14 protein-coding genes, 1 tRNA gene and 1 pseudogene are annotated in these 16833 nt (G+C 61.3%); 10 read left to right on the plus strand and 6 right to left on the minus strand.

The features are described 5' to 3' along the window. Window positions 1-25 precede the first annotated feature (25 nt). Window positions 26-898: a lipoyl synthase gene (gene lipA / locus FN369_RS09715; protein ID WP_142525946.1), complete on the minus strand. Its 873-nt coding sequence runs from the start codon at window positions 896-898 to the stop codon at window positions 26-28. Window positions 899-961: 63 nt separating this feature from the next. Here lipA and FN369_RS09720 point away from each other — a divergent pair, with 63 nt between their 5' ends. After that, window positions 962-1636, plus strand: a complete 675-nt coding sequence (locus FN369_RS09720; protein WP_178087797.1) for a phosphopantothenoylcysteine decarboxylase domain-containing protein — start codon at window positions 962-964, stop codon at window positions 1634-1636. Here FN369_RS09720 and FN369_RS09725 read toward each other — a convergent pair. Continuing rightward, window positions 1633-3090, minus strand: a complete 1458-nt coding sequence (locus FN369_RS09725) for a cellulose synthase family protein (RefSeq protein WP_142525948.1) — start codon at window positions 3088-3090, stop codon at window positions 1633-1635. The two genes, FN369_RS09720 and FN369_RS09725, sit on opposite strands and share 4 nt — an antisense overlap. A 282-nt stretch (window positions 3091-3372) precedes the next feature. On the opposite strand from FN369_RS09725, the gene FN369_RS09730 reads away from it, so the two are divergent. From FN369_RS09730 to pgm, 3 genes are all read left to right on the plus strand, one after another. Beyond that, window positions 3373-5049 (plus strand): Na/Pi cotransporter family protein, encoded by a 1677-nt coding sequence (locus FN369_RS09730; RefSeq protein ID WP_142525949.1) that lies wholly within the window; start codon window positions 3373-3375, stop codon window positions 5047-5049. Window positions 5050-5164: 115 nt separating this feature from the next. Continuing rightward, window positions 5165-6019 (plus strand): formyltetrahydrofolate deformylase, encoded by an 855-nt coding sequence (purU, locus tag FN369_RS09735; RefSeq protein WP_142525950.1) that lies wholly within the window; start codon window positions 5165-5167, stop codon window positions 6017-6019. 283 nt (window positions 6020-6302) lie between these two features. Further along, window positions 6303-7943, plus strand: a complete 1641-nt coding sequence (pgm, locus tag FN369_RS09740) for a phosphoglucomutase (alpha-D-glucose-1,6-bisphosphate-dependent) (RefSeq protein WP_142525951.1) — start codon at window positions 6303-6305, stop codon at window positions 7941-7943. Between the two features lie 10 nt (window positions 7944-7953). On the opposite strand, the gene FN369_RS09745 is transcribed toward pgm, so the two are convergent. Further along, complete coding sequence (locus FN369_RS09745) at window positions 7954-9549, minus strand: DEAD/DEAH box helicase (RefSeq protein WP_142525952.1); 1596 nt, start codon at window positions 9547-9549, stop codon at window positions 7954-7956. A 151-nt stretch (window positions 9550-9700) separates the two neighbouring features. Here FN369_RS09745 and FN369_RS09750 point away from each other — a divergent pair, with 151 nt between their 5' ends. Together FN369_RS09750 and FN369_RS09755 are read left to right on the plus strand one after the other, a co-directional pair. Next, entirely contained in the window at window positions 9701-10747 is a 1047-nt protein-coding gene (locus FN369_RS09750) for a hypothetical protein (RefSeq protein WP_142525953.1), read from the plus strand. A gap of 217 nt (window positions 10748-10964) precedes the next feature. Next, the gene (locus tag FN369_RS09755; protein ID WP_142525954.1) at window positions 10965-12113 is read left to right on the plus strand and encodes a DUF763 domain-containing protein; all 1149 of its coding nucleotides are present in this window, start codon (window positions 10965-10967) and stop codon (window positions 12111-12113) included. Here the strand turns inward: FN369_RS09755 and FN369_RS09760 are convergent. After that, entirely contained in the window at window positions 12101-12934 is an 834-nt protein-coding gene (locus FN369_RS09760; RefSeq protein WP_142525955.1) for a hydrogenase expression/formation C-terminal domain-containing protein, read from the minus strand. The two genes, FN369_RS09755 and FN369_RS09760, sit on opposite strands and share 13 nt — an antisense overlap. 440 nt (window positions 12935-13374) lie before the next feature. Between FN369_RS09760 and FN369_RS09765 the strand changes: the two genes are divergently transcribed. Next, window positions 13375-13462 (plus strand) — tRNA-Ser (locus tag FN369_RS09765). A gap of 77 nt (window positions 13463-13539) precedes the next feature. Here FN369_RS09765 and FN369_RS11700 read toward each other — a convergent pair. Further along, window positions 13540-13889, minus strand: a pseudogene (locus FN369_RS11700) (IS1634 family transposase); the annotation flags it as partial. A gap of 406 nt (window positions 13890-14295) precedes the next feature. Between FN369_RS11700 and FN369_RS09770 the strand changes: the two are divergent. Both FN369_RS09770 and FN369_RS11705 read left to right on the plus strand, forming a co-directional pair. After that, window positions 14296-14604: a PIN domain-containing protein gene (locus FN369_RS09770; RefSeq protein ID WP_142525956.1), complete on the plus strand. Its 309-nt coding sequence runs from the start codon at window positions 14296-14298 to the stop codon at window positions 14602-14604. Between the two features lie 379 nt (window positions 14605-14983). Then, entirely contained in the window at window positions 14984-15652 is a 669-nt protein-coding gene (locus FN369_RS11705; protein WP_446685617.1) for a type I-G CRISPR-associated protein, Cas3-extension family, read from the plus strand. On the opposite strand, the gene FN369_RS09775 is transcribed toward FN369_RS11705, so the two are convergent. Beyond that, window positions 15619-15954 carry a hypothetical protein gene (locus FN369_RS09775; RefSeq protein ID WP_142525957.1) on the minus strand — a complete coding sequence of 112 codons (336 nt, stop codon included), beginning with the start codon at window positions 15952-15954 and terminating at the stop codon, window positions 15619-15621. The two genes, FN369_RS11705 and FN369_RS09775, sit on opposite strands and share 34 nt — an antisense overlap. A 478-nt stretch (window positions 15955-16432) precedes the next feature. Between FN369_RS09775 and FN369_RS09780 the strand changes: the two genes are divergently transcribed. Beyond that, a partial coding sequence (locus FN369_RS09780; RefSeq protein ID WP_142525958.1) for an HNH endonuclease occupies window positions 16433-16833 on the plus strand: 401 nt, incomplete at its 3' end.

Below are 16833 nucleotides of genomic sequence, written 5' to 3' on the forward strand. Positions count from 1 at the left end.
CCCGCCGGCAGCGGCGGAGAGGCATTCAGATCACTTGCTCTTCGGCATGGTAAGAGCTCCGCACGAGCGGCCCCGATTCGACGTAACGGAAGCCGAGGCGGAGAGCCAGTTCTTTCCAAGAAGCAAACTCCTCGGGGGTCACCCACCGATCGATGGGCAAATGGTTCATCGAAGGCCGTAGGTATTGGCCGAGAGTGAGGATGTCGACCCCGATTTCGGCGATCTCCCGCAAAGTGGAGGCGATCTCTTCTTCCCGCTCTCCGATGCCGAGCATCAAGCCGGTCTTCGTCGGAAAGCCTTCCCGTTTGGCGGCGCGAAGCACCCCCAAAGAGCGCTCGTAGCGGGCTTGGGGACGGACCAAGCGTTGCAGCCGGGGAACCGTCTCCACGTTGTGGTTGACGATGTCGGGTTCCGCCGCAAGGACGATGCGGAGATCGTCCGTCTTTCCGCGAAAATCTGGAATCAGGATTTCGATCCGGGTGTCGGGATTCCGCTCCCGCACCGCCCGAATCGTGGCGGCCCAGACGGCCGCCCCTCCGTCGGGTAGCTCGTCGCGCGCGACGGACGTAAGCACCGCGTGACGCAGTCCCATCGCGGCGACCGCCTCCGCTGCCCTGCGCGGCTCATCCCAGTCCACTTCGCCCGGACGGCCGGTATGCACCGCGCAGAAACGGCAACTGCGCGTGCAGATGTCTCCTAGGATCATGAGAGTGGCGGTACCCTTCGACCAGCATTCGCCCAGATTCGGACAGTGGGCGCTCTCGCAAACGGTGTGGAGCCGATTGTCGGCAACGAGCCTGCGGACCGCGTCATACCGGCTTCCGGAAGGGATCTTGGCCCGGAGCCATGGCGGCTTGCGATCGGTCGGCCAGGCAGGGGCTGCCGAAGAGCAGTCCATCGTTCCTACATGGAGGAGAATTGGCCTTGGCGCAAGCCTCCTTTCACCGCATATGGTGGAATCATGAGGATCGTCGTTACCTGCGGGCCTTCGTCGGAACCGTTGGACCGGGTACGACGTCTGACCAACTTTTCGACGGGAGCCCTCGGCCTCTTTCTCTCCTCCCTGTTCGCCGAAGCCGGTCATGAGGTGATCTGTTTCCGAGGCTCGGGTGCCACGGCCTCTTTGCCGACTCCAGTCTTCCCCATCGTGCCTTTCACCACGACCGAGGATCTGGCAGGGGAGCTGCGGACTCTTGCCCGGGGTCGACCGGTCGACGCCGTTTTCCACGCGGCCGCGCTCTCCGACTTTCGCGTGGGGGCCATTCGAGACGAAGCGGGTCGGCCGATTCTTTCCGGCAAGATCTCCAGTCGTGCGCCCTGCGTGCTCACGTTGCTCCCCGCTCCCAAGCTGCTGCTCGAGCTCCGCGATCTCTTCGCGGGCGCCTTTTTGACCGGTTGGAAATTCGAAGTAGAAGGAGACCGAACCGAGGCGATTGCGCAAGGGAAGAGGCAAATTCGCGCGGCGCGAACCGATCTTTGCGTGATCAACGGCCCCGCCTACGGAGAGGGCTTCGGCCTGCTGACGCGCCGCGGGGAGCTCCTTCCGGCCGTCGACCGGGAATGCCTCGCGCGGCTGCTGCTCGAACGACTCGCTTGTTGGAAGAAGGAGCGCGGAGAGAAAGAGGGCAGCCCTTAAGCGGGCGCGATCGCCCCGCTTCGGCTTCTTCCCTTGAAAATCGCCGCTAAGGTGCCGATTCCGACAAAGCCGAAGCCGAAGAGGTGGAGGAGGCAGCCCGGCAGGGCAAGCCACCAGCCATGCCGAATCGCCGTCACGAGCGCCCACAGGAAGCCCGCAGCGACCGAAAGTTCCAAGAGCGGCAACCCCCAACCATGTCGGGCTAGGTAGGAAAAGCCTGGAGTAGGGCAGCTGCCATCCCCCCGTTTTGGTGTCCGGACGAAGCTGCTGGGAACATTGAGCGCCCCCTCAAGGACCGAACGGGTATTGGCGAAGCTCATGCCCAAGGAAAGTCCCAGGGAAGCCGGCAAAAGGAGCCATGCGCCCGCGTCGAGTCTCCCTCGGTGCAACCGCTGGATCGCCAAGAGGTAGAGAAGGAAAGACAACGAAAGTCCTGTAAACAAGCAAGAGACCAGGGGCTGCATCCAAGACGAAGGATCGGGGGCTAAGAGGATCGCGAGGTTGAGCAGAACCAACACGGCCACCAACGGGTGGATCGTATGGGCGAGAAGATGAAAGCCGGCCTCTACTTTGTGGCGCCAGGGGAAGGAGCCGCGAAGAAGGGTGGGAAGATGGCGGCGGGCGGTCTGAATCGCCCCTTTCGCCCAGCGATGTTGCTGGGTCCGGAAGGCGGTGAGGGGTGCTGGCAGCTCGCTGGGGACGACGATTTCCGGCGCGTAGACGAAGCGCCAACCGCGGAATTGGGCCCGATAGCTCAGATCGAGATCCTCGGTCAGAGTTCCGCCGTCCCATCCCCCCGCATCTTCGATGCACGATTTGCGCCAGAGACCGGCGGTTCCATTGAAATTGAAAAAGAGTCCGCTGTTCGAGCGGACCGCCTGCTCCAAGAGAAAGTGGCCGTCGAGAAAGAGCGCCTCGCAACGGGTGAGGAGATTTTCCTCTCGGTTGAGAAACCCCCAACGGGCCTGGACCATTCCGACCCGCGGATCGGAAAAATAGGGGACCGCTTTTCGGAGGAAATCCGGAGGGGGTACGAAATCGGCATCGAAAATCGCGACGAATTCTCCTCGGGCCCGTTCCAATCCGTGCTGCAGGGCTCCGGCTTTGAAACCGGCTCGCGTCGCCCGGCGCAGATGCGCAACGCAGATGCCCGACTCCTGAAGCTCTGCGGCGATCCGCTCCACCTCTCCGCTCGTCGCATCGGTCGAGTCGTCGAGCACCTGGATCTCGAACCGGTCGGCCGGATAGTCGAGAGCGGCAACCGAGCGGAGCAGTCGCTCGACGACGAAACGCTCATTGTAGATCGGGAGCTGCACGGTCACCGTAGGCCACTCACCGTTCGGCGAGGGGGGCGGTCCCGATCGGAGGCGGCGAATGCGAATCAATAGGGAGAGACGGTGCGCTGCATGAGGCAGCATGGCAACGGCAAGAACCAACAAGATCACCCAAATCATACGCTCCCTGCAGCTCTTGCAGAGCAAGATGCCCCACTTCGTCGCCCCTGCCGGCGCTGGGCGGACGAGGCACCAATCCCGCTGGCTTGTTTTCCGGTGGCGGGAAGGCGCCGAATCATTTCCGATCATCCGCCGGGGATCAAGAGAAACCTTCCACACCACAGCCGGCCGTCGGAAGTCGGGAAAAGCCGTCCGACCGTAAAATGGAGTTGCCGCGCTCCCTGCCGGTAGCCCATAGAGCTCCAAGAGTCGGATGTCTCGGCCCGGATCGGCCGGCTTTCTATGCACCTCGTCCTTGCGTTCGTCGATCTTGCCGGCTTCGCCGCCCTGCTCTTATGGGGAGTACGGATGGTGCGGACCGGCTTGCAACGCGCCTTCGGCGCCCGCCTCCGCCTTTTGATGGGAAGCGCGCTCCGGAGCCGGTGGCGCTCCTTTTTGGCCGGCATCCTGATCACGGCCCTGTTGCAAAGCAGCACGGCCACGGCCCTCATGGCGACGAGTTTTGTCGCCAAGAAAGTCGTCGGCCTCGTTCCCGCTCTGGCCGTGATGCTGGGAGCGAACGTGGGAACCACCCTCATCGTCCAGCTCCTCTCCTTTCCCGTCTTCGCCGCCGCTCCCGCCGCCTTTCTCGCGGGGCTGATCCTTTTCCGCTCGCGCCATACGACGGCTCACGACCTCGGCCGAGTCTTCATCGGGCTGGGTTTGATCCTGCTCGCTCTCCATCAGATGGTGCAACTTTCCGAATCCTACGCGCAGTCCGAATCGTTGAAGGCGCTTCTCGAGACCCTCTCCCGGCAACCGCTCCTCGAAGCGCTCTGCGCGGCCCTCTTTGCCTGGCTGGCCCATTCGAGCGCCGCCACCGTCCTCCTCGCGGCTTCCTTTGCGGCAAAAGGGGTGGTCTCGCTGCCCGCCGCTTTCGCCTTTACCCTCGGAGCCAACTTAGGAGCGGCGATCAACCCGATATTCGAAAGCACCACTGGGAGAGATCCCGCCTTCCGCCGCCTGCCGATCGGCAACTTCCTCAACCGGCTCATTGGAGTTTTGGGAGGACTCCTCTTCCTCTCTCCGGTCGTTGACTGGATGGCAAGCTGGGAGCCAAACCCGGCGCGGGCGGTGGCCGACTTTCATAGCCTCCTCAACCTTTTCCTGGCACTCCTCTTCTTCCCCTGGCTCTCCGGTTACGGGCGGCTTCTGGCCGCTTGGCTTCCCGAGCGGCAGAGCAAGGAAAAGCTGGCTCAGCCCCTCTACTTGGATCCGAGTGCGCTCGGGAGCCCCTCCGTCGCGTTGGGGAGTGCTGCCAGAGAGGCGCTTCGCCTCGCCGATTTTCTGAAAAGCATGCTCGAAAGGATGCGAGATCTCTTTCTCCAGGGAGATCGGCGAGAGCTCTCCCGGATCAAGCGGATCGCCGACGCGGTGGACAAGCTGCATCCGGCAATCCGGCGTTATTTGAGCGCACTCGACCGGGACATCATGAATGAATCGGAGCGGAGAAAGCTTCAGGACATTCTCTTCTTTTGCCAGAGCCTCGAGGAGGCTGCGGGTTTTGTCGCCAAGGAGCTCCTCGAGCTCGCCGACGAGCGGATTCGGAAGAATCTCGTCTTCCCGGCGGAAGCGCAGCTCCAGCTCTCTTCGGTCATCGACCGCATCCTTTCCAACTTGCAGAAGTCCTCTTCCCTCTTCGTCGCGCCCGATCTGGAAATCGCTCGAGCTCTCGCATTGGAAAAGGTGGTCTTCCGCGGCTTCGAAACGGAGGTCTCCACCGCCCATTTCGAACGGATGCGAGCGAATCCGGCAGATCCGGATCCGGTAGGAGCGTTGCACTCGAAGGTGGTGAGTCAACTGAAGCGGATCAACGGACAAGTAGTGGCATCCGCCGCCTATCCCATTCTCGAAAAGGAGGGAGAGCTCTTGCCGAGCCGCCTCCGCTCGGTGTCCGACGAATATTCGCCCGCCGGATAACCTGGAGGATCGGAGAGCGTGGGCAGCCTTTTTCCTTGCGGCTCCGAGAGATTCCTCCAAAAAAAGAGGATCGGATCGATTCTCGGCCCCCGAGCCAAAGAGAGGAAGAGCGACGATGTCCGAAAGTGCCGTTTTGCTGATCACCTGCCCCGACCGAAAGGGGCTCGTTTCCTCGATCGCCAACTTTCTCTTCCAGCACGATGGCAACATCCTCCATGCCGATCAGCACCAAGACGCCGAGCTCGGTCTTTTCTTGATGCGCGTCGAATGGGATCTCACGGGGTTTGCGCTCGATTTCTCGGAGATTCCCGTCCGGTTCGATCCGATAGCCCGCCGCTTGGGAATGCAATGGCGCCTCGCTTCGTCTTCCCACAGGCCCCGGGTGGCCATCTTCGTCTCCCGCCAGACCCACTGCTTGGCCGACTTGCTCTACCGCTATCGGGCCGGAGAGCTCGCTTGCGAAATTCCCCTGATCGTCAGCAACCACCCGGACGGACGATGGATCGCCGACAGCTACGGAATCCCCTATTACCAAATCGAGATGATCGCCGGGCGAAAAGACGCAGCGGAAGTCCGACAGCTGGAGCTCTTGGACGAGCATCGAATCGACCTGGTGGTTCTTGCCCGCTACATGCAAATTCTCTCTCCGGCGATGGTGGCGCGCTTTCCCAATCGGATCCTCAACATCCACCACTCGTTTCTGCCGGCCTTCTCGGGCGCGAAGCCCTATCACCAAGCCTATGAGCGCGGAGTCAAGCTCATCGGAGCTACGAGCCATTATGTGACCGAAATCCTCGACGACGGCCCGATCATCGAGCAGGACGTCGTCCGCATCTCCCACCGGGATGGGGTCCGGGAGCTGGTGCAAAAGGGCCAAGACTTGGAAAAAGTCGTCCTCTCCCGTGCGGTCCGTTGGCATGTCGAGAACCGAGTGCTGGTCTACGGGAGGAAAACGGTGGTCTTTTCCTAGCCGAAGCCATCCTCCTTGACCGAGGATCAGCCGACCGCTAGCCTGCATTTGTCTCTCTCACGAGGCTGGCACCCGAGACGCGGCAGACGAGCCTCGATCCCGCCCAGCTTTGCCGCGGGATCCGTGGAAAGAGAGAACGCGAGGATGGAAGGGAAATTCCGACCGAGGCAGGCAAGCCCGGCTTGCCAGCCGCAGAAGAAACCCAGGGAGAAATGCCACTAGTTCGGGGAAATGCACCGTCCCGACCAGGACAGGCCAAGCCCTACCCGAGAGGAGAACCCGTATGGAGATCAGCCCGCTCGCCGGCAAGTTGCTGCCGCCTTCGCTTCTGATCGATATTTCCAAGCTTGTCTGCGCTTATTATGAGATTTCGCCCGAAGTCGGGGTCGAGGAGCAGCGGGTCCAGTTCGGAACGTCGGGCCATCGAGGATCGAGCCTTCACGCTTCCTTCAACGAAGCGCACATTCTGGCGATCAGCCAAGCGATCTGTGACTATCGGCGCGAAAAAGGGATTTCCGGACCCCTCTTTTTGGGAAAGGACACCCATGCGCTCTCCGAGCCGGCCTTTGCCACCGCCTTGGAGGTCCTCACGGCCAACGAGGTCGAGGTGCGTATCGATCCCGATCTCGGCTATACGCCCACCCCCGTGATTTCCCATGCGATCTTGACGCACAACCGGGAGGGAAGGGGGCAAGCCGACGGGATCGTCATTACCCCTTCTCACAATCCTCCGACCGACGGAGGTTTCAAATACAATCCCCCCCACGGAGGTCCGGCCGACAGCCAAGTGACCCGCACGATCGAGCAGAGGGCCAACGCCATTTTATCGGGAAACCGCTCCGAAGTTCGTCGGCTCCCCTACGAACGCGCGCTCCATTCCGCCCATGTGCGGCGCCACGACTACCTTCGTAGCTATGTCGACGATCTCGCGTCGGTGATCGACTGTGCGGCGATTCGCTCCTCCGGTCTGCGGATCGGCATCGACCCATTGGGCGGAGCGGGAGTGCATTATTGGAAACCGATCGCCGACCGTTACGAGCTCAACGTGACCATCTTGAACGAGAACGTGGATGCGACCTTCCGATTCCTGACCGTCGATTGGGACGGCCGAATCCGGATGGACTGCTCTTCTCCCTACGCGATGGCGGGCCTGATCGATCGGGCCCGGCAGTTCGACATCGCCTTCGGCTGCGACACCGACCACGACCGCCACGGGATCGTCGCGCCAAGTTGCGGTCTGCTCAATCCTAACCACTTCCTCGCCGTTGCCGCCTCCTACCTCTTCGGAGGCGCTCGGCCCGAGTGGAAGCCCGAAGCCGCCTTGGGGAAGACCGTCGTCAGCTCGAGCATCCTCGACCGGGTGGCGCAAGCGGCGAAGCGGCCGCTTTTCGAGGTGCCCGTCGGATTCAAGTGGTTCGTCGAAGGACTTCTCTCTCGAACTCTTGGATTCGCGGGAGAAGAAAGCGCCGGTGCGACGCTCTTGCGTAAGGATGGGAGCCCTTGGACGACGGATAAGGATGGCATGGTCTTGGGGCTTTTGGCGGCCGAGATCACCGCCCGGGGCGGTCGGGATCCCGGGGTTTTCTACCAAGAGATCACGGGAAAGCTCGGAAACCCCTTCTACGAGAGGATCGATGCCCCGGCCAGCCAGGAGCAGAAAAAGAGGCTCCTCTCCCTATCCCCGGAGGAGATCGCGATGCCGACCCTCGCCGGGGACCCCGTAACGGCGATCCTCAATCGCGCGCCCTCGGGAGGAGAGATCGGCGGCATCAAGGTCATCACCGCCAACGGCTGGTTTGCGGCGCGGCCGTCGGGAACCGAAGAGGTCTACAAGCTCTACGCGGAGAGCTTCCGCAACGTCCTCCATCTCCGGCAGATTCAAGAAGAAGCCCGATCGATGCTGGCCAAGATCTTTGCCCGGTAGCCGAGCTTTCTCACACCTGGAGCCTCGAGCCTTCGAGCGCTTCCGGATGGAGCACGAACTCGTCTAGACTGATGATCGCTTGCTCCACAGAGTCGGCGCTCGCCACTTCCTCCGGATCGAGGGTGTGGAGAAAGCGGCGGAATTGGAGGAGCTCCTTCAGCGCCTCTCCCTCGCTCCGGACCCGCTCCCGGATCCGCCGAATCTCCTGGCGGGCATCGATCTTCCCTTCCAGGACGAGCGTCTTGGCCAAGCTCAGGTTCTCCGAAACCGAAAACTCATCGAAGTAGATCCGTCGCAGGATTTCGAGCAGCCGGTCGCCGGCGCGCGCGCGTCTTTGCAGCATTCGACAGTTGCGCTCGATCTCGTCCATCGAAATCTCGACCATCCTCTGGAAGCCGAACAATTCCTGCGGATGGAGAGGGGGAAAAGAGAGCGTGGCCAACCGCTTGAGCTCCTCCTCGATCGGCGTCTGGTTCAAGATCTGCTTGATCGACGGGAGTGGGCGGACGCGCAGGGGCTCGAGCGCCTTCTTTTTCAGGGTGCGGAAGAGCCGTTCGGTAACGAAGCCGCGCGCCTCGAACCGTGTTTCCAGAAATCCGACATACCCCGCTTCCTGAAGGTTGGGGCGGCCGGCACGACCGGACATCTGCAAAAACTCCGTCTTGGCGATCGGACCGGAGATGTAGCGGGCCAACTGGGCGAAGAGGACGGTCTTCACCGGAAGGTTGATCCCCAGGGAAAGCGCATCGGTGGCCACGACCGCCAGCAGCAGATTTTCCCGAGCGAGGCGCTCGATGAAGAGCTTTTCCTTGTAAAGCAGAGTGCCGTGGTAGATCGCCACGCCTCCCGTCGCCAATCGGAGCAGATCCGGCCGATCGATTCGGTAGCGCTTGGCGAGCTCCCGGATCCGTTCGCGCTCCGGCGGCCGGATTCGTCCATGCGCCGCCTGGTAGAGCTCTCCCGCCAGCCCCATGACGCCTTTGTAGGAAAAGACGAAGAGGAGCACCGGAGACAACTCCTCCCAGAGCTTGCGGGTCGAAGGCTGCCGGTCCAAGTAGTGAATCGGGACGGGACGGCGGCTCTGCTCCACCAGCTCGATTGGCCGCGCCGCCAGCCGAGACAGATAGGAGAGGAAGCGCCGAGCGTCTACCGTCGCCGAGAGGAAGAGCAGCTCGCTTTCGGGATGCGTCCCGGCGATTCCCTCGGCGTAGGCGCGCGCTCGGTCGGAATTGTGGACCATGTAATGGATCTCATCGACGATGACCCGCTGCTGCGGCAGGCCGCAAAAACGGTTGGCATAGACTTCCTGGGTCATGCAGAGGAGAGGGGCTTCCGGATTGCGCTTGACGTCTCCCGTGAGGATGCCCACCGCATCCCCGAAAAGAGCGCGGAGCTCCAAATATCGTTCATTGGAGAGCGCCTTGATCGGAGCCGTGAAGATCACCCGTCGATTCCGGGCTTCCCAGAGCTCTGCCCAGCGATAGGCGACCACGGTCTTGCCGCTCCCCGTGGGCGCGGCGATCAGCGCGCTCCGATCCCGTATGCGCGCCAGCGCCTCCTCCTGCCACGGGTAGAGGTCGATCTTTTTCCCGTACAGATTCCTCATGGTGTAGGCCGCTGGGGCTTGGCTGGGGAAGGCGTTCGGGAAACGAGAGAAAGCATCAGGGTAAGGTTTACTCTTTTCCAGCCTTGCTCAAGAGAATAAAGGAGGCGGAGGCCCCGTTGCCCGGCTCGATTCGCCCATGTATAGTCGAGCCGTGGGCGTCCCCATCCATTCGGCCGATGACATCCTGGCAGCTCTCCGGGACCATCCGGAGTGGCGCAGAGATCTGCTCAAGGCGCTCTTGGCCGATCCGCTGGAGGTGGAAGAAATCCGAAAGAAGCTCCTGTCCAGGGAGTTGCTCGCCCTGCCGGAGACGTTCGCCGCAGCCGAGGAAGCCAGGAAGGCGGACTCCAAGGCCGTATGGGAGGCGATTGGGAGACTCACCGAACGCTTCGAAGCAGCCGAGGAAGCCAGGAAGGCGGACTCCAAGGCCGTATGGGAGGCGATTGGGAGGCTCACCGAGCGCTTCGAAGCAGCCGAGGAAGCCAGGAAGGCGGACTCCAAGGCCGTATGGGAGGCGATTGGGAGACTCACCGAGCGCTTCGAGGCAGCCGAGGAAGCCAGAAGGGAGGATCGCAGAGCCGTCTGGGAGGCGATCGAAAAGCTCACGGAAAAAGTAGGCAGATTGGAGGAAGCCCAAGAGCGGACCAGCGCCACCCTCCGAGCTTTCATGGATGCGACCGAGAAGCGGTTGCATGGGATTGAGTTGGAACTCGATTTCTTTGCTGGTAAGAGCATGGAAATCGATGCGAGAAAGAAGCTCGGCAATTATTTGCGCACAAAGGTTCGAAAGATCCGGCGGTGTGAGGAGGATGTCGTCGATTCCTTGATCGACACGGCCTTGGAGAGTGGTCTTCTCAGTGAGGAGGAAGGCGACGAGCTGGGCGAGGCGGATGCGCTGATCGCTGGGAAAGATCGGGAGACGGGGGAACTCACGTGCGTGGCGGTCGAGGTCTCGAAGACCGTGGACAAGCACGATGTGGAGCGGGCCCTGCGAAGGTCCAAAATCTTTCTGAAAGCGAGTCGAGCGGCGATCTCGCGGAATGCGCCGGAGTTTCTGCAGGTCTTTCCGCGGCCGCCGGAGAAAGCCTATGCCCTGGTAGTAGGTAGACGGATCACGGAAGGGGCACGACAGGAAGCAAAGAGGAAGGGGGTTCTTTTCGCCAAATATACCAACGGCCACGACCGAGAGGGAGGCTAGGAGATGGTTTTTGCTCCCATGCGATTTTCGAAGCGTTTCGCCGATGGATGTCCGGCATCCGTTCGCCATCGAAGGGGGGAGCGGGCCGACCGGCCGCCCTCGGCGTGCGCGATAGAGCTCCTTCTTCCCGTCGGGCGGAAAGGGTCCAGGAGGGAAACATTTCCCTTCCTCCGTTCGGGCTGCCATTGGGAAATTTCTCGGAGGAAAACAGATTTCTATGAAAAGGGCTCTCGCCGATCTGCCACTGCACAATGGGAAAGCTCCCGCCGCCCTTTTCGATCGGATGGTGCGGCTGGCGGGAGCCGTCGTGATGGCGATCGTGAATGCCTATGGCTCCGAGGAGATGCTCCGTCGCCTCTCTGATCCTTGGTGGTTTCAGGCCTTCGGCTGCCTGCTAGGGTTCGATTGGCACTCCTCTGGATTGACGACGGTGACTTGCGGTGCCCTCAAGGAAGCCTACCGAGCCTACGGAGCGGAGCTCGGAATCGTGGTGGCCGGTGGGAAAGGGGCGACGAGCCGGAAGGCCCCCGAAGAGATCGCCCGGGCGGCCGACCGGCTGGGGATCTCCCAAGGGGAAGGGCTCGTCTACGCCTCCCGGATGAGCGCCAAAGTCGATTCGGCCGCCGTCCAAGATGGCTATTCCCTCTACCACCACAGCTTCTTTTTTACGCCCAAAGGGTCCTGGTGCGTCGTCCAGCAAGGAATGAATGATGCGCGGGGAAGAGCCCGTCGCTACCACTGGATCGGCGAAGCCGTCGAGGATTTCGTCTCTGAACCCCATGCGGCGATCGGCGATCTCCTCCTCTCCCCGGAGGAATGCTCCTCTGCCGCTTCGGGAAGCCTCCTCAACATGGTGGCACAAGAAGCGGGTCCGAACCGGGCGGCGAGCGTTGCTCTGGTCCGCGAAGCCCCGGCTCTGTTCCTGGAGACCGTGCGGGCTTCCGTGGAAGGACCGACTCTTTTTGCCCCCGCCCGCCACGCCCTGCTTCCGATCGATGTCGACCTTGCCAGGCTCGGTCGAATCATTGCCGCCGCTCACCGAGCCGCTCCGAAAGACTTCGAGGCATTGCTTGGAACGCCGCAAGTGGGACCCAAGGCGATCCGGAGCCTGGCCTTGACCGCCGAACTCATCTACGAAGCTCCTGTTTCCCACCGCGATCCCGCCCCCTCCCGGCGATGGGCCGATTATGCCTACGCACACGGAGGGAAGGATGGACATCCTTTTCCAGTCGATCGGCGGCTCTACGATCAGGATGTCGCGGTCGTGACCGATGCCGTGCGAAAGGCGAAGCTCGGTCGCACCGAAAAGCTCGAGGCGCTCCGGAGGATTGCTCGGTTAGGGGATACGGCGCCTCATTCTCCGTAGAGTTGCAGGAGGCGTCGCACACGACGGGCCCCCACCGTGAAGGCGGCCGGAGGAAGGGCGATCAGGCCGGGATAGCGCCCGATCTCCAAAAGAGAGGCGATTGGTTTTCCCTCCCCATTTCGCACTTCCATCCGCCAGATATCGCGCCATTGGGTGGCGGAGAGCCACCAGCGGCAGCGCCCGTCGAGCCAGACGACGAGGGGCGCAGGGCCGAGAAATTGCCCGAGCCATTGCTCATCGACGGGCAGAAGTGGATGGAGCAGGAGGTTGATTTCTCCCGGAAGGCCCTCCTGCTCCCAGGACTTCTGCTTCGAAGCCAACTCCTGGAGGAGGGCCGCGCCGGCGACGGAACTCGGCGGCAAGGGCAGCCCCGTGGCAAGGGAGGGAAGCAGGGCGAGCCGCTGGGCAGCGAAGGACGGGAGTATCCCGACATCCACTTCATGATCGAGACGGTCGGGCGCTCTTTTCCTTTCGGTGAACCAGACGCCGCTCAACATCGTCGCGATGGCGGTCTGCTCTCTCTCCCCTTGGTCTTCCACGATCGCCGTCCCCTCCCCGAGGATTCCAAGAAGGAGCTCGAGCTCTTCCGGTTCGAGTCCGGAAAGCGGAAGGGAAGAGGGTTTTTCCCAAACCCGCTGGGCGACAAGCATCCGTTCGAGGGCGAGGAGAGTTTCTTCGATTCGCGGGGCGTAACTCAGCAACGGACCATCGGTCAGCGAAAGCGTCACCCTTCGCTTCGCTTTTTTAGCCTTCTCGACGCTGAATGGAAAACTTCCCTTTTCCACCTTGGCTGCCGACGGCATCTCTTTTGGAGCGCTCATGAAGAGGTTCGAACCGAGGAAGAAACAAAACATTGCTCCCGAACGGAGGAAATTCCCGGCTGCGCCATTCGAGTCCGAGAGCGCGGTCTCCCACGAGAGGCGGATCGCTAAAAAACGCGCAGGGAAAGGAAGCGATCACGTTTTTAAACCTTTAATGCGATCGGAGGAACGCGCAAGTGTCGCTGCTTGAGAAATTCCCTTCTCCCGCATGCAGGGTTCTGCTTAGATCTGTTAAGGGAATACCTTATGTGAGTTTTAAAATTATTGTGCAAAGGAGAGGTGGCGGCGAGGGAATTCTTCCCAACCGACTTCTGCCGCGGCACTCGGCCGACAAAAAATCTGCGGCTCAACCGAACGAAATCGCCATTGTCGTCCGCCGTCCCCAAACGTACGCTGAGCTCGCGGCGGAAAAAGGCTCCGCTTAAGCGGAGAACCAATAGGGACAGGTGGCAGAGGGGTTGATTGCGGCGGTCTTGAAAACCGCTAGTCCGCAAGGGCGCGTGGGTTCGAATCCCACCCTGTCCGCCATTTCAGCACAAGACGGAGCTTCCGAACCCTTCGAGTGTAAACGTTTGCAGTAGAACATTGATAGATTTTTGTTCCGCCTACAGAGCCCACTTGGGTGCGTGAGCAAAGTGGGGAAAGAGGTCGAGTTTTTGGAGCAATACGTTGCGTTCTGGGGGGATCCAGGAGAAGAGCCCGATCCAGGGTCGTCCTTTTAATGAGGAGTTGTACCAAACGGATCGCTGGAAGGCGGCGGAGCATCTTGGGTACTTCTTCGAGGAAGCCCTTCGCGATCCATTCGGTTCCGAGCCAGCACGGATCTAGAAGGCCAAAAAGCAGAGCCGCATAGGGCTGTGGACTCGGGCTCCCCGGCCACCAGCGGCAGACCGGACGGAATTCTCGGGAACTCTTGAGCTTAGGATATGGCCGCCTCGATCTCTGCGAGCCTCTTCGGTTGCCTCTTGGATCCCGAACCTTCGCCGGAGCGCCACCCAAAGCCCCACCAGCTTCGTGCGATCCGCCCGCTTTCCTCTGTGGTGGCAAAGATGCCTGGGTTACGGGTTTATGAACCCGCGCACTGGCGTGTACGCGATCGAGCGGACTCTTCCGTTCAACATGGGTTGAGCGAATACCCACCCGGCCAGGGAAGTCCTACCCCGTTCGGATAGGAAGCATGCCGCGGGAGCGACGCCGCTGCGGTGATCGACGGTCTGGGGTAGGGTCTGTCGAAGGCGCCGGCTTCTTCCGCTACACTTCGCCGAGCCGCCCAAAGTGAGCCTGAAGGGGCTGCTGGCGTCTGCGCCGCTCGATGGGATCGACCTCGATCGCAGTCGTGATCTCGAGCGTGACGTCGATCTGTGAGCTACCTAATCGACAGCAACGTCATTTCCGAGCTTCGGAAGGGCGAGCATTGCGATAGGCGCGTATCCGCATGGTACGCCTCGATCGCTGATGAGGATCTCTTTCTGAGCACGCTTGTCCTTGGCGAGATCCGAAAGGGTCGCATGAGCGCCCTCGGGCCTGTTCCGGTTGTCGATGGGCTGCTTGCAGCGACCGCATCGGTCCATGGCCTGACGCTCGTGACGCGCAAGGATCGCGATGTCGCTGGCGTGGGCGCGATGGTGCTCCATCCATGTACGTACTCCCCAAGTCACCGTCAATCGTAGCAGCGGTCGCTCACGGATCGCTTTAGCGGTCTCTAGCACAGAAACGGCAGGGTGGTCGCCACGACGGACGACGAGGAACACGATATCTACGCTATCGCCCTCTCGCCGCAATTGGCCATGGCGGCTCCCATGCATAGCCCATGTTTGGGCCAAGAGTGGTGAGTTATTGGTAATAAGGATATTTATTGACGCTGCAGGGCTATTTTCTTGGATTGGGAAGGATCCCTGGTTCGCGGACAGAGATCCGCTAGGTGGAGAGGATTTGCTGGAGCGGAGGATTGCTCGTAGTCGCTACGCGGCGCTTTTCGTTTCCGAGAGAAACTTCTACAGCAGGCATCGTTCGCAGAGTCGGCCAGGCTTCCTCGGTCGAAAAGGGGGCATGGCCGTCTTGAGCTTTTTCTCCAGGGCAGGCCCGCGCAGGAAAGCCAAGGCGGCGACGAAAAGGGCCTGGATCCGCCTAGGATCATGGGAATCGATTGGGCGGAGCTCCAAGACATCCGGAGGCTTCCGAAACGTCCGCTCCCCTTCGGTGAGCTCCTTTCCTTGTAGGCGCGGACCGCTTCCACGGGAGAAAGATCCTCTTCCTCAGTCAGGCAATCAACGCTTCCTGAGCAGCATCCAAGAATCGGCTGATCCGTTTACCGAGGACGCTGTCCAGGAAGCACTTTTCGGCCCCTGGCAGTACAATGACGAGAATCATTCGCTCGGTTGGGATCCGCAGGCACAACGCTTGCCTGCACTTCGGAACAAGCTGCCCGAAAGGGATAGGTCGAATCGCTCTGTCCGCGCCGTTGTATTTCTGGCGACAAAAGCACTCCCGCTCTTTCCATGCTTCGTTCGAGGCGGGAAGCTCTCGACTACCGGATTCTACCGAGAGGGCGAGGAAGACTGGTTCTCCTGGCCGATCTGGCGGGTCCCCATGTCCGTGAAGACCCTAGGCTCGCTCCTTGCAGAGCGCTTTACAGCGGATTTGAGGAGGCGATGGCGCGACGAGGAGCTCCTCGGAACCAGCGTTTACTCCGCTTCGAGCTGGCAAGAGCCGGCATGATAGACGCGGAGCTGGGCGCTGCTTTCCCATCTTAGGTTCGTAAAGGCCAAGGTGCCGCATTGGGCGCAGCGATACCAGACGAGCCACTCCCCGGTCCGCTGATCCCGATAGCGGATAGACGCCAAGTCGCTTTCGCTCGGGCTCTCGACGATGAGCTTCGGGCTCGGCAAAGCGGTCAGCGTGAGCCAAATCACCATCGACTCTGGAGGCAGTTCTGCAAGACCACCCTCCGGGAAGCCGATTGGCCGCCACTCGATTTCCGGCTTCCTCTCCGTTCGAGCCGCTTGTTTCCTCCGTGGCATGCTGCTCATTGTTCCGCACCGTCGACAAAAGGAACTAGCCCTCTCCAAGCCCTCTAGGGCGAGGGGACGAGCCAGCCGAAGCCCATCGCTCCCTTTTGCGGACTCCGCATCACGAAAGGAATCGGCCATGGGGAGTCCATCGAAACCGACTTTGCCTTAAGACAATCCAGATGGTTCTGGAAGGATCGACGGGCGCTCCCGTTTTCTTTCCCTATGGGCATCTGCGCAGATTTTCGGTCGATCCAATGGCTCCGGTCGAATCTTTCCATACCTGGGTCCCGGCTATTCTCAAAACTTATTGGAAAGACAATAGGCATCCACTATAGCGCAAGCCGGAGCCATCGGAAGCAGATTCTCTCGGCTTTCCTTCCCGCCAGAGTAGATAAGCAGATCGCGTGCCGAGGCCTCTCACCGAGTCGGCTCCGATCCCGCAACCGATCGGTTGCCAATCCTCCGGCCGATCCGCTATCAATGCCCGATGCGTCGCGCCTCTCTTGCTCTTGCTTTCCTCATTGCACTCGGCTCGTTCGCTCTCGCTCAGCCGCCGATCCTTCCCGATCCCAAGCTGACTCCGGGCGATACCTTCCCGGTGACTCGGGCCGACGTCTGCGTGCCGGGTTACTCAAAGAAGGTCCGAGACGTCCCGATTGCCCTCAAGCGGGAGGTCTTCCGCCGCTACGGGGTACCTTGGGAAAGCCACCGGGATTACGAAGTCGACCATCTGATCCCCCTCTCTCTCGGAGGATCGAACTCGATCCGCAACCTCTGGCCCCAATCGCGCAAGACCTCTCCCTGGAACGCCGGGAGGAAGGATTTCCTCGAAGACCGCCTCCACAAGCGGGTCTGTTCCGGAGAAGTCGATCTGGGCGAAGCCCAGAA

Source organism: Methylacidimicrobium cyclopophantes, from assembly GCF_902143385.2.
In the GTDB taxonomy this organism is placed as follows: Bacteria; Verrucomicrobiota; Verrucomicrobiia; order Methylacidiphilales; family Methylacidiphilaceae; genus Methylacidimicrobium; species Methylacidimicrobium cyclopophantes.

What these genes read in the sequence shown, in the direction of transcription:
- lipA (WP_142525946.1), bottom strand. Translation starts at nt 898, where the DNA reads ATGGACTGCTCTTCGGCAGCCCCTGCCTGGCCGACCGATCGCAAGCCG.
- FN369_RS09720 (WP_178087797.1), top strand. Translation starts at nt 962, where the DNA reads ATGAGGATCGTCGTTACCTGCGGGCCTTCGTCGGAACCGTTGGACCGG.
- FN369_RS09725 (WP_142525948.1), bottom strand. Translation starts at nt 3,090, where the DNA reads ATGATTTGGGTGATCTTGTTGGTTCTTGCCGTTGCCATGCTGCCTCAT.
- FN369_RS09730 (WP_142525949.1), top strand. Translation starts at nt 3,373, where the DNA reads ATGCACCTCGTCCTTGCGTTCGTCGATCTTGCCGGCTTCGCCGCCCTG.
- purU (WP_142525950.1), top strand. Translation starts at nt 5,165, where the DNA reads ATGTCCGAAAGTGCCGTTTTGCTGATCACCTGCCCCGACCGAAAGGGG.
- pgm (WP_142525951.1), top strand. Translation starts at nt 6,303, where the DNA reads ATGGAGATCAGCCCGCTCGCCGGCAAGTTGCTGCCGCCTTCGCTTCTG.
- FN369_RS09745 (WP_142525952.1), bottom strand. Translation starts at nt 9,549, where the DNA reads ATGAGGAATCTGTACGGGAAAAAGATCGACCTCTACCCGTGGCAGGAG.
- FN369_RS09755 (WP_142525954.1), top strand. Translation starts at nt 10,965, where the DNA reads ATGAAAAGGGCTCTCGCCGATCTGCCACTGCACAATGGGAAAGCTCCC.
- FN369_RS09760 (WP_142525955.1), bottom strand. Translation starts at nt 12,934, where the DNA reads ATGAGCGCTCCAAAAGAGATGCCGTCGGCAGCCAAGGTGGAAAAGGGA.
- FN369_RS11705 (WP_446685617.1), top strand. Translation starts at nt 14,984, where the DNA reads ATGGCCGTCTTGAGCTTTTTCTCCAGGGCAGGCCCGCGCAGGAAAGCC.
- FN369_RS09775 (WP_142525957.1), bottom strand. Translation starts at nt 15,954, where the DNA reads ATGCCACGGAGGAAACAAGCGGCTCGAACGGAGAGGAAGCCGGAAATC.